At 59.0% G+C, this 12943-nt stretch carries 8 protein-coding genes; all 8 read right to left on the bottom strand.

Annotated features, from left to right (window positions below; all coding sequences use genetic code 11):
- Positions 1-36 precede the first annotated feature (36 nt).
- Entirely contained in the window at positions 37-783 is a 747-nt protein-coding gene (locus CAG29_RS01255) for a lysozyme inhibitor LprI family protein (RefSeq protein WP_085579009.1), read from the bottom strand.
- 176 nt (positions 784-959) lie between these two features.
- On the bottom strand, positions 960-1817 hold the full coding sequence (locus CAG29_RS01250; RefSeq protein WP_085579011.1) for a hypothetical protein: 858 nt from the start codon (positions 1815-1817) through the stop codon (positions 960-962).
- On the bottom strand, positions 1810-4680 hold the full coding sequence (locus CAG29_RS28690; RefSeq protein WP_256575510.1) for an SH3 domain-containing protein: 2871 nt from the start codon (positions 4678-4680) through the stop codon (positions 1810-1812). The genes CAG29_RS01250 and CAG29_RS28690 overlap by 8 nt, the downstream gene beginning before the upstream one ends.
- A 36-nt stretch (positions 4681-4716) precedes the next feature.
- Positions 4717-6759, bottom strand: coding sequence for a type VI secretion system tip protein VgrG (tssI, locus tag CAG29_RS01240; protein ID WP_085579014.1), 2043 nt, complete (start codon positions 6757-6759; stop codon positions 4717-4719).
- Positions 6760-6780: 21 nt separating this feature from the next.
- Positions 6781-7788 carry a serine/threonine-protein kinase gene (locus CAG29_RS01235; protein WP_085579016.1) on the bottom strand — a complete coding sequence of 336 codons (1008 nt, stop codon included), beginning with the start codon at positions 7786-7788 and terminating at the stop codon, positions 6781-6783.
- A complete protein-coding gene (locus CAG29_RS01230; RefSeq protein ID WP_085579018.1) occupies positions 7785-8513 on the bottom strand; it encodes a PP2C family serine/threonine-protein phosphatase in 729 nt (242 codons plus the stop codon). The genes CAG29_RS01235 and CAG29_RS01230 overlap by 4 nt, the downstream gene beginning before the upstream one ends.
- On the bottom strand, positions 8513-12052 hold the full coding sequence (tssM, locus tag CAG29_RS01225) for a type VI secretion system membrane subunit TssM (RefSeq protein WP_085693778.1): 3540 nt from the start codon (positions 12050-12052) through the stop codon (positions 8513-8515). Before tssM ends, CAG29_RS01230 begins: the two co-directional genes overlap by 1 nt.
- A gap of 13 nt (positions 12053-12065) precedes the next feature.
- Positions 12066-12941 (bottom strand): type IVB secretion system protein IcmH/DotU, encoded by an 876-nt coding sequence (gene icmH / locus CAG29_RS01220; RefSeq protein ID WP_085579022.1) that lies wholly within the window; start codon positions 12939-12941, stop codon positions 12066-12068.
- Between the last annotated feature and the right edge of the window lie 2 nt (positions 12942-12943).

Below are 12943 nucleotides of genomic sequence, written 5' to 3'. Positions count from 1 at the left end.
CCTCACTCCATAAACCTACTGGTCAAACGCTTTAGTTCACTGTTTGCTCTTGTCCGGAGCCATAGCCAATTGACGGGCTCGCTCTATCGTCGCGCGGATCAAGCAGGAGCTCGACCATTCCCCGAAAACCGATTTATACGATTTCGACTCAGGCAAACACTCCGCGTCTCGAAATTTCATCCAGGCCCTTTGGGTTTCCCTCAGGCCTTTCTGTGCATTTTCGTCCAACCGTTCCATGCGCTCCCGGTAAACGAGGTTGAGCAGTGCATCCGTATCCGTCACAACCAGATCAAGCGTCCCACTCGGCGCAATTGGCCACACGACATCCGCCAACGCCTGTTTGGTTTCGTTGTTCCAATTGTAGAAACCGTTCTCTTCAACTTTCAGCCAGGCAGAGCGCCCGTAATGATTGGTCGGATCGCTTGCACTGACTTCAGATTGGTAGACGATTTCCAGATAGATCGGGTCGGTTGAGCGCTGAGGATCATTCAGCAGCGTTTGCCGAACAATGGCCCGTTGCTTTTTGCTCTCGGTGATTTCAATCGAAAAGCATGGGTCCGGGCCGGGACGGTCAGACGATTTCACCCTCGCCAGACACTCTTTACGAAGGGCCATGGACGGAGCATCCGGCCCCCATCCCATGTCTACAACCCTCACGAGCAGCCGTACTTCCGGATCCTTGGAAAAATCGGCCTGAAGCACGGTTGCAACCATAGTTCCTTCTGCTTTCACAACCGAAGACAGCAAAGAAAAAGCCAAAACAAGACTAAATCTAAAATTCATAATCCCTTGACATCCGCAAAAATCCAACAGCAAACTAGAACCTGCTTGATTCTAAATACACGGAACAGATCTATTTAAACGCCGCACCAAAATCAAAGCCGCTGAGCGCAGCACCACAAATAAATTTGTCACCTTTTCCAACAGTCACCTTTTCTAAACAAGCAATGGCATAACCACTAATTCAAACGCCCAACAACTCTCTCAGGAACCTTATCTCCCAAACCTTTTTTTATCATTGCGTCACGATACTTGGCATAATAACTCTTTGCATCTTCATGCCTACCTAGAGCCCAAAGGGAGTCGGCAGCATTTAACTTCAATGGAATTCTATCTTCAGCAATCGGCAACAAATAATTATAAATCTGCATCGCTAAAAGATGCTCACCACCTTGAGCAAGATAGAATGCAATATCATTATACTCAGATATGTTTTTTCCAGGAGGATAGCACGTAAAATAAGAAGATACCCCCATAAATAAAGAGTCCTTAAGCGAATTCGCCCGCGAGTCTTTTTCAGTCAAGCCAACCGCTTCAGAAAGTAGCTTTCTCGGAGGGACACCCCCTTTTGAAAACTCAAAAAACTCTCCCCGAGTACTCTTCCATTTATTATCTATCCACTGACCATCGCACTGTTGTACCGAGCCAATATTTTCTATACATCCGGTTTCTAGCGAAATCATATCGCAATATGCCTGCGAAGAGACGATTTTATTTCCGTCCCCATCAACCATTTCCGCTGCATTAGTTCGCTGAACCACCACGTACTTTTTATCAGCTGATAAACGGTTTATATCTGAATTTGCTACAACCCCCTCCTCGAAACCTTCTAGCTTTTTCGGTAGCGAATACATACTAAATCCATATTTCTCGCTCCGATATTGAACGTCACCCCACCCTCCAAAATCTTCATTATATTTATCAAAGACTAAAGCACTTTCATTATAGCCGACAATTTTTAACGACTGTGTATCGGCATAGCTTACTCCAGCAAGCGAAGCCGAAAATAAAATCACGAGAGAATATCTATTAAACATTTACTGCCGCCTTTAGCTTCGCATATCTAACATTAGGAGTTGTCATTCCAGTACGACCCGGGCCGTAAATATCAGTAATTTTCCGCTCATAACTAGCATGATTACTTCCCCATGTACTTACATTCTTACTGATAGTGGGATTTTCTGAGAAAAATCTATCTAAAGCGTTCTTAAGATTTTCCGCTACGTTACCAGGACGGTTAACGTGCTCATCCAGAACTGTAGCCTGTCCGAGGGTCGATAAAAATAATTGCCCAACTGTAAAGTCGTAAGAGCTTGGTTTTTTTGACTGCAGCTCTTTCAAGCGCTTTATAAAATCTGAAATTTGAAGCTCCACAAAAGAAGGAGACCCCACTGCACAAGCCAAAACAGAGACTGGCTTACATTGAATAACATTTCCAAATGTTGACTCTCCGCACCCGACTCTCAATTTGCTTTTTAATTCAGCTCGCTCAAGCTTTTCGCCATTGGCGAATTCAGGATCTTTGTAATACATCTTAGGTTTATCAGCGCTTAAATCCAAATACCATCCTTGGTTCTCAAAAAGCTCAGCAAACTCATCAGGGTACTGCTCCTTAAATGATTTCACTTGAATTGGAAATTCACCTTCACCCTGAGGGTTCACGGTTTTCTGCATCGCGCCCGCAGAAATTAGCTCACTATCATAGGACTGAACTGTATTGATCTTCCCCTCATTTTCACACATAACGGCAATAACTTTCTTTTCAAAAGCCGTCACTTTACCAGCTGCTTCAAAATCAGCCCACTGAGGTACATCCCCAAGTTTTACCTCTCCCCACACTACAGGTCCGTAATGAGAGCCCCAGCGGGTAACTTTAACAACAACGTTACAATCACATTGTTTTTTGGTGTTAAAATTCCCTATCACCCCAACAGGATGCATATGCCAAACCTTACCATCTGGGCTCAATGTCTCCTTCGTAGCCACCTCTTCCCACCACGACATTTCCTTGATTCGTTTTTTTTGCGCAACCCAGTTTAAATTGGGTACGTTTTCTGAATGCCCCATTAATCCATCCAACGCATCCCATTTGGCCGCTTCATAGAACCACTCACTTTCACACTTAGTAATAAGCTGCGATATAGATTGCGCAAACCAAGGCTTTGCAAGTGCCGCCTGTATTTCCGTAGCTGTCAGCTTATCGTTCTTGTCAGCATCAATAATGTCATACAAGCCTTCCTTTACCGGCCCTTTAGTCGACTTACTGGCCATCGGGACAAAAGTAGCCTTTTCTTCTTCGGTAAGAAGATCACGATCATGTAGAAATGAGGATAGATGCTCAGCGTTACTACTGTTCTCTTCGATGAATTGGAATCCTTCCCACTCCCATGGATTATGGCGGGTGGTAATCAGATCTTTCTCGCCTAGCCATCCATTAATCGAGTTACCATGTGCGTCACCCAGAACCCCCTCAAGATGCCACCAACGAATAGTGCTTGACGTAGCTGGGCTTGAACCCACCCCAGGAGTTGTTACCGACTGCCTAATTTTTTTTGAAGCCGGCAATGCCTCCAGCACGCCAAGTGGCATGATCAAATCATATCCAATTACTAAACCGGCATCGCTCACTTGTGGTGGGTTAGTCGCGTTGATATCTGGTCGATGGGTAATTAACTTTGTACCTTTATAAATTTTTATAAGTCTTTTTTGATCCGTAGGCAAGGTAGCGGATTTGTTTCGACTAAGAGAAACAAAGCTCTCAATCTCTTCGCATGTAAAAACCTCTACATGAACCAAGTTACGAGCCGTTCCCTCATCGTGTTCCTGATAATGACCGGCAAATCCCACTAACGCTCCAGCCTTAATAGCTACTGGATTATCGAGCAGAACAACCTTTCCCAGATCTTTGGGTTCGGTCTTGGTCTCAAGTGAAGGTAACCATACATAACCGCCAACATTTCCGTTCTCATCAGTGGCAAGTGCGGGGATCGGTGCTCCACTTACGACCTTTACGAGTTTCCGATAGTTTCCAACCGCTCCCTCTTGGCTAATCTCAACTTGAGTGCCAGCAGGCAGTATCGACATAACCTCACCGGTAGTCGAACCAGTCCTACGCACTCTCAAACCCTTAGCTTGATTAGAAGGGATATTTTTCGCTAGTTCGCCAATCAGGTATTCATTTACGCCTTTACTGTTCATTTGGTTTTTGAATACCCACCCGCCTATAGCTGCGGATTGGTCAGCTTCTGGCGCCACACTGACAACTTTTAGCCATTTTCCATCTGTACTTGCGACTCCCGTTGTAACAGTAGTGCCACGGGGCAATGTAGTCAGAATATCGGTGTAGCCCGCTGTCCCTGGGAGGTCGGCGCGTACGTTCAAACCCTCGACGGGATCACTTACACTCGCTTTTACCTGATAGCCACCATTAACCCAGTATGAGGGCCGTTCCAACATGGGTGTTTTCGTCCTGTAGCCTTCCATGTCCAACAGATGCATATAGAGACTATAAAACGTCAATATTGGGCCCGCAGCCTGAGCGGCGCCCGAGTCGGCAGAAGGTGTAGGGGGGGCGGGCATCTCCAAGAGATGCTTTACCAGCACGAAGCCTGTCGAAGCAAAAGCGGTGCGATCCGTATATACCGTGGCTGGATAGGTGTCATCGATACGATAGGCAACTACTTGCCCATCAGCGATACAGCGTACCTCGCTCTGTGCAGAGACTAATCCGGAAGCCTCATCAAAATGCACGCCGCCATGCCACAAGCCATTGCTACCAAGTGGGTAATAACCATCCTGCGCCTTCGCTAAGGCCGCGTAATACCGCTGTGGATCTGTGCCACCCGCACCACCAATCTTTATCGGGTAAGACCACTTTTTAACTTTCACTGGCTCTGTCATTTGTACTTTTACCTAATCCTTTTTTTCCGTTGGCGGTCAACCAGAGAACCTGATCATTCGCATTGGTCGAGGGTCAGCTTTCTGAGGCACCGCATTCAACAACGCCTGATCCATCAAACTCCCCGCCTTATCCTTATCCGCCGCCCCCGGCAGCACCGGCGGCTTGATCCCGATCCCGGTGCCCGAGCCAGCCGACCCGCCGGCATTGATCTTCACCACCGGCCCCACCACGGTCACGCCGCCACCGTCGAGCTTGATGAAGCTGCCGCCGCCCTGGATGGTCAGTTCGGTGCCGGCTTCGATGACGATCTTGTCGCCGGCCTTGAGGTGGATCTCTTTGCCTGCGCTGGTCAGTTGCGCGGTGCCCAGTTTCACGTGCTGGTTCTGGCCGACGGTCAGGTGGTCGTCCATTCGCGCTTCGATCTTGCGGTCCGCGATGGTCGTGCGGTGTTCTTCGGCCTTGAGTTCGGTGTAGCTGTTCTTCACCACGGTGTCGTGGCGTTCATTGCCGACGCGGATCTTCTGGTCGTGTTCGATGTTTTCGTCCCAGTCGCGCTGGGCGTGGATGTAGATCTGTTCTGCGCCTTTCTTGTCTTCGATGCGCAGTTCGTTGTACCCGCCGCCGCCCGGGGAGCTGAGGGACTTGAAGACGCTGCGGGTCTTGTTCGCCGGCAGGGCGTAGGGCACCGGGTTTTCCTTGTGGTACAGGCAGCCGGTGACGAGGGGTTGGTCGGGGTCGCCTTCAAGGAAGGTGACGAGGACTTCCATGCCGATGCGCGGGATGGAGATGGCGCCGTAGCGGTCGCCGGCCCAGGCGCTGGAGACGCGCAGCCAGCAGCTGGTCTTGTCGTCGGCCAGGCCTTCGCGGTCCCAGTGGAACTGGACTTTGACGCGGCCGTACTGGTCGCAGTGGATCTCTTCGCCCTTGGGGCCGGTGACGGTGGCGGTCTGGCTGCCGAGCACGCGGGGTTTGGTGTGTTCCAGGGCCGGGCGGTAGAAGACGTCCCACGGGGTGGCGAGGAAGCGGTTGCGGTAGCCCTGGTGGAAGTCGTCCTTGTTGTCGGTGGTGTCGCTGGTCACCGACTCTTCGAGCACTTGCGGCTGCTTGCCTTCGTGGACGATCTCGGTGAGCAGCCACAGGTCGTTCCACTCGCTGCGCGGGTGGTCGGACAGGGCCATGAAATGGCCGCTGACCAGTTTGGTCTGGTCGCCCCGGCCCTCGGCCTGGCGGTAGTCGGCGCGGTGGCGTTCGAGGGCGCGCTGGCTGAGGAACTTGCCGCGCGCACGGTCGAGGAAGCGGCCCGGGTAGTCGTAGTCTTCCAGATCCGGCTCTGTGCTTTCTCCGTCCGGCTTGTAGGCCGCCTCCAGTTGCAGGCGCGGCTTCTCGAAGTCGTAGTCGCGGCGGGTGACGCGGCCGGTGCGGGTTTCCAGGCGCAGCTTGAAGCCCTTGATCACCGGCTCTTCGGCGACCATGCCGCTGCCCTGCACATACGCGGTCGGCTGGCCGAGGTCGGGGAACACGGTCTGGTCGTCGCCGAACACCAACAGGTGGCCCTTCTTGCTGTGCTGGAAGTGGTAGTGGATGCCCTCCTCCTCGCACAGGCGCTGGATGAAGTGCAGGTCGGTCTCGTCGTACTGGACGCAGTAGTCGCGGTCCGGGCACTTCTGGCTGAGCTGGAAGCTGTAGGCGTTGGCCTTGATGCCGTGCTCGTCGAGGATCAGCGCGATGATCTTCGGCACCGACATCTGCTGGTAGATGCGCTGGTTGGTGCGGTGATGCAGGTACTGCATCTGCGGCACCAGCGACACCTTGTAGCGGGTCAGGCGCTTGCCGGCGTCGCCCTGGGCGACGCGGTAGATCTGGCCGTGGATGCCCGAGCCCTGCGGGTCGAAGGCGAGGAAGGCCTGCTTGTGCAGGAGCTGCTCCAGGTCCAGGTCGGGGTTTTCGCTGACCAGTTCCAGGTCGAAGCGGAACGGCTGGCTGATGCCTTCGGTGCCGGTGAACGACAGCACTTGCAGGTCGCCCACGTAGTCTTCGACGGTGAGGCTGAAGTGGGTTTCGTTAGCGGGGTTGAACATAAAGGGCTCCCTGTTCGAATGTCATCCGTGGCGCCGCAGCGCCAGACGCTGCAGCCAGGACGGATCGGCGCTCAGTGCTTCATGCAGTTGGCGGGCAGTGACGGTGCGCTGCGCCGCGTCGAAGGCCAGCGCGGTGCGCAGCGCGGGCCAGCAGTGTTTCGGTAGGTTGTCCGGGGCCTCCAGGCCGCGGTCCAGGCCTTCGTCCCGGGCCTGGGTCGAAGGCAGGCGACGGAACGGGTGTTTGCCGCCCGCCAGCTCGTAGATCACGCAGGCGGCGCCGTACACGTCCGCGCTGGCCGACAGCGGCCGGCCCTCCAGCAGTTCGGGGGCGGCGTAGCCCGGTGTCCAGGCATTGAAGCGTTCGCGGCTCAGGTGCGGCAGGCCGGGCAGCACGCCCTCTTCGGCTTGACCTAAGCCGAAGTCGAACAGGCGCAGGCCGTCTTCGCTGAGCATCACGTTGCTCGGTTTCATATCGCCGTGCAGCACGCCGCGGCGGTGGGCGCAGGCCAGCGTGTCGAGCAGCGGCAGCGCAATGTCGCGCAGTTCTTTCCACGGCAGGCCCAGGGGCCGCTCGCAGAGCAATTTGTCCAGGGTCAGGCCACGCATGAGTTCCATGGTGATGAAGGCCCGCTGGCAGTCGGTGTCCACTTCGAACGTGTGCACGCGCACCACGTTGTCGTGGCGCAGGCGCCGGGTCAGGGCGAACTCGCTGTAGAGCAAGGCGCTGGCGTCCGGCGATTCGGCGAACTCTTCGCCGAGGATCTTCAGCGCGATGTAAGGGTCGGGATCGCCGAACTGCTCATGCAAAAGGTCCCGCGCCCGGTAGACGGCGCCCATGCCGCCGGCCCCGAGCAGGCGCTCGAGGTGGTAGCGGCCCGCCAGGATCTGGGGCAGCTCGCCGATGCTGGCCTTGGTCGGCGCCAGCGCGGGCTCTGCCTTGTGGGACTTGGCGAAGGCGAAGTAGGTCAGGTTGTTGGCCTGCTCTTCGCTCATGAGCAGGTCGTCGACCGAGGATTCGAGCCCGTTCATTGGCGCACCACCACGGCGGTCAGGTTGTCCCGCGCGGCGCCGCGCAGGGCGCCGTCGAACAGGCGCTCCAGCGCCACATGCGGCGCGCTCAGGCTCAGGGCGTTGCCCATCGCGTCGCTGCTCAGGCCCTGGTAGAGGCCGTCGCTGCACAGCAGGAACACGTCGCCCGGATACACCTCAAGCTCCAGCACATCCAGGGTCAGTTGTTCGGCGGCGCCGACCGCCCGGGTCAGCGCCTGGGCCGCCGGGTGCGCGGCGGCCTGTTCGGCGCTCATCTGCTGCTCGTCGATCAGTTGCTGCTGCAGCGAATGATCCTTCGACAGTTGATACAGACGCTGCCCGCGCCACAGGTAGCAACGGCTGTCGCCGGCCCAGATGCACGCCGCGCGGTTGCCTTCCACCAGCAGCGCCACGACGGTGCTGCCCATGATGCTGTCGTGGCGGCCGGCGGTGACGGTCAGCTCCTGCCCCAAACGCCGGTTGAGCCAGTGCAGGCACTGGCGGATGGCCTTGAGGCGTTCGTCGAAGTCGTCCTGCTGAGGCAGCTCCGCGAGGCTGGCGACGATCAGCTGGCTGGCGACGTCGCCGCCCTGGTGACCGCCCATGCCGTCGGCGACCGCCCACAGCCCCTGCTGCGGACAGTCGAGGAAGGCGTCCTCGTTGCGCGAACGCACCTTGCCCGCGTCGGTGCGGGCCGCGCTGCGCCAAGGGCTGGCCACCAGCATCAGAGCTGCACCGGCATGCGGAAGGTGCGCAGCACGCTGAGGTCGAACGGGTTCGGCGTGCGCTGGCTGGTCAGCAGGTAGTTGGCGCGCAAGCCACCCACGTCCGCCTTCAGCACCAGCACGTCGCGGCCGGTCAGGTATTCCGTCTGCATCAGGTCGAACAGGCGGAACAGCGACCAGGGGCCGGTGTTCTTCTCGATGCCGATCGGGCGGCCCGCCATCTTGTCCATCACCAGGCTGGTGCGGCCGTCTTCAGCATCGGTCGGCCACTTGAAGGACATCGGCAGGATCGGGCCGTGGCGGTATTCCATGACCTTGTCGCCAAACTTGAACTCGGAGCGGCTGACCGCCGGATCCAGGGTGTACGGCTCCAGCTTGAACTGCACCTGCGGCTCGGCCGGGTTGATCGAGAAGAAGCTCTGGCGGATCACCAGCGCCGCGGCCATCTGGTCGAGGTAGACCTTGGACACCGGCAGGCTGTGGCCATCGACGCTGCGCATCCGGTAGTTGCCCGGATCGCCGCTGACGAACGGACGCATGTAGGTGTCGAAGAAGCGGTCGACGATGCCCTGGGCCTTGAAGAAGTCGCGGAAATCGCTGATCGCCACGTCGCTGGTGCTGGTGGCGCTGAACGGATAGCGCTTGCTGATGGTCTTGCCGTACACGCTGTACAGCTCGTTCTGGTAACGGCCGTTGAGGTACTGGTAGGCGTCGTTGAGCACCAGGCGCCAGGAGTCCTCGGCCAGCACGTTGAACCACACGCTGAGCGGACGCGGCAGGCGGCCGGAGGCGTTGCGCAGGTTGGTCAGCGCATCGCGCTGGCCGCTCATGCGGGTCTTGGCCATTTCGAACGAAGCTTGTTCCGGCGAGCTGGAACGGGCCAGGCTGGCCAGTTGCAGTTGCAGGTCGTTGAGCGCGTTGAGGGCCGGGGTCAGGTCGGCGGCCGGGCCGTTGTTGTCGTCCAGCAGACGGTGCAGCGGCTCGAAGCGGCGTTGCAGAGACTTCTTGGCGGTGTCCGGCAGGTTCTTCGCCACCTTCATGGCCGACGCCTTGTCGGCCACGGCGGAAGCGATCTTGCCGACCTTGCCCAGCTTGCCCTTCTGCCCGGCTAGCGCATCGGCGGCGTCGCCGGCTTCGTCCACCGGCTCGGCGACCACCGGGAAGCGGGTGTTCTCGCGCACTTCCGACAGCAGCGCCAGCACCGGCGAGTTGGCCGAGGTCAGGCCCGCCAGTTGCTCGGCGCCTTCGCCGGCGTCGTTGATCGGCGGCAGGGCCACCTGGCCGACAGCCTCGCTCCAGTAGTTGGCGTAGTCGCGGAAGTACAGCTGCTCCAGCTCGACCATCAGGCGACGCAGGTCCATGTCGCTGATGCCCGCGCCTTCGCCCAGCACCCAGTTGTCACGCAGGATGTCGGTGACCAGCGCCGAGCCCTGCACCGAGAAGTACTGCTGATAGCCCTGCAGGGTGTAGAACCCCGGGATCACGTACTCGGTGCCGATGAACAGCGAGCCCTGCGGGCCCAGGTGCTGGCTGAAGCGGTAGTCCGGCAGGTTGCGCGCCTGCTCGCGGAGCATGCGGTACACCACGGCGGCCAGGGATTCGCTGCGCAGCACCTGACGGGCCTGGGTCACCAGTTGCTCGTTGAGCGGGTAGATGAACGGCTGTTGCAGCAGACGCTCCAGGTGAGTGGTCAGGCCGTTCTGCACCGCGGTGTTGCCGGAGTAGCGCATCGACCAGTCGTTGGCGACCCAGTCCTTGAGCCACGCGGCGTCGCGGCGGTCCTTCATGTTCAGCATCAGGTACGCGCGCAGGCTGTTGATCAGCTTTTCGCGGTCCTTCATGTTGGCGCGGATCTGCCCTTCGAGCTGGGTCGCGACCCGTGGCAGCAGTTGCTTCTCAAGCTCGCGCTCGTAGGCTTCCTTGACCACCGGGTTGACGTCGGAGCCCTGGTACAGGCCGAAGCGCTCGTGGTACGACACGTCGCCCTTCTTCGGGAACACCTGGGTGGCGGCGTAGCTGGTGTCGAGGGTCTTGAGCACGCCCATCGCGTCGTCGCGCGGGCTCAGCGCGGTGCGCTGCTGCGTCCAGTTCTGCGCCAGCGCACGGAGGTTCTCCAGGCGCTCGTAGTTGGCCGAGAAACCACCGGCCCAGAGCATGCCGAACAGTGCCAACGCCCCCAGCGCGCCCACGTACAGGGCACGCTGGCCCCAGTGGATGCGGCTGCGCTCGCGCTTGTCCAGGCCGGCCAGGTCGGCCTCGGGGAAGATCACCCGACTGAGCAGGTGATGGATGAACCGCGAACGGCCGCTGCGCAGGGTCGGCAGCACGCCGGCGCTCATGCCCAGGCTGGCGCCGATGCCGGCGGTGGCGGAGTCCATTTCCTGGGTCAGGTGCGGAGCGCTGATCAGGTAGAAGCCGCGCAGTTGGCTGGCCCGCTGGTAGCGGTTGCCGGTGAACGCCATGTCGACGAACAGGCACATGCGCTCGCCGATCTGGCCGAGCTGGTGCGGGAAGTCGAGGATGCGGCCGCGGCGCTGGGTGTCGCGCTCGGAGTGCATGCGCATGATCACCTGGCTGTTGAGGCGACGCAGCAGCTCTTCGAATTCACCGCGCAGCACGGTCACGTCGGTGCCGACCTGATCCTTGCGGAAGCTGGTGCCGAGCACCTGGTCGCTTTCCTCGCGGGTCAGCTGGTCGAAGAATTCGTCGAAGCCCAGCAGCTTGTCGGCCTTGCTCAGCACCAGATACACCGGCACATCCACGTGCAGCTTCTGGTACACGTCCTGCAGACGGCCGCGCACCTGGCGGGCCAGGGTCTCGATGTCCTGCTCGCTGCCGCCGGTGAGGGTCTCTACCGGGATGGTCACCAGCACGCCGTTCAGCGGACGGCCGCGGCGGCGCTTGCGCAGCAGCTCCAGCAGGGTCGTCCAGGCGCTGCCGTCGACTTCCGCGTCCGGCTGGCTCATGTAGCGCCCGGCGGTGTCGATCAGCACGCCGTGGTCGGCGAAGTACCAGTCGCAGTGACGGGTGCCGAGGGTGTCGCGGGTCAGCTTGCGGTCGATCTTGTTGATCGGGAATTCCAGCCCGGAGAAGTCCAGCAGGCTGGTCTTGCCGCTGCCCTGGGGGCCGATCAGCAGGTACCACGGCAAGTCGTTGCGCCAGCGCTCGCTGCGGCCACGGTACAGGCTCGAGGTCTTGAGGGTCTTCAGCGCATCACGAAAGCGCGCCTTCAGTTCCTTCTGCTCTTCGTCGATCAGCTCTTCGCGGCGGATGCGGTCCTGGCCGTCTTCGGTCTCTTCCACGGCCTTCTTGCGGATCCCGGCGCGCCAGCTGACGAAGACCATGGTCAGGCCCCAGATCAGGAACAGCACGCTGATGGTCAGCAGGCGGGAGGTCGAGCCTTCCCAGAACTTGTAGTCGGCCACCGCCAGCAACGGCCCGACGAACCACACCAGCAACGCCACGAACAGCACCAGCAGCAGGGTCCAGACCCAGGTCTGGCGCAGGAAGGCGCCGACTTTCTTGAAAAACTTTTTCATCACACGTCCCTGTTTACGGCTGCGACTGCGGCGCCGCCGCGGCCGGATCAAACGGCTGATAAGGTTGCAGAACGGTGTCGCGCTGCTCGCCCAGCACCCAGGCGAACCCCGAGAACATCATCACCAGACAGACGAAGGTGAACAGCACCACCATCCACGCCGGCACGATGCGCACCAGGTTGCGGCGCTGGTCGTTCAGGCCTTCCCACTGCGGCGACAGCTCGCGCGGCACGTCGCCGCGCAGCTGGCGGATCTGCCGGTAGAGGGCGTCGCGGATGCCTTCGAGCTCCAGCATGCCGCGGGCCTGCACCCGGTACTTGCCTTCGAAGCCGAGGGACAGGCACAGGTACATCAGCTCCAGCATCGGCAGGTGCTTGACCGGGTTCTTCGACAGCCGGTCGAGCAGCTGGAAGAACTTCTCGCCGCCGAAGGTCTCGTTGTGGAAGCTGCTGAGCAGGCTCATCTGCGACCACTCGCTTTCGTTGCCCCACGGCGTGGTGACGACGGCTTCGTCGACCACGGTGCAGAGCACGTAACGGGCGGCCATCACCTGGCTGCTCTCGGCACCGTTGTGCAGGGCCCGCACCTCGAACAGCTTGAGCCCGGCGGTCAGGCGCTCGTTGAGCGCGTACAGGTCTTCGCGGGTTTCGCTGTGCTTGAGCCGCACCACTTCCGACAGCAGTTCGGAGGACGCCGCCACCAGCGAATTGAGGCTGATGTTGAAGGCTTCCGCCGGGCGCAGACGCGCGGCGTAGATCATCCGTTCTTCCAGTTGCTCGAAGCGCGGCGGCGCAGCGAAGTCGGTCAGCGGACCCGACGCCGGGCCATGGCCCTGACGGTCGAGCAGGACGGTCTTGTCGTCCTGGTTGTGTTCCATGTCCTTGATCATGT

The organism is Pseudomonas sp. B7(2017), from assembly GCF_002112745.1.
Taxonomy (GTDB): Bacteria; Pseudomonadota; Gammaproteobacteria; order Pseudomonadales; family Pseudomonadaceae; genus Aquipseudomonas; species Aquipseudomonas ekonensis.
The sequence above is the reverse complement of the archived record's forward strand: the minus strand, read 5'-3'. Positions and strand labels throughout refer to the sequence as shown.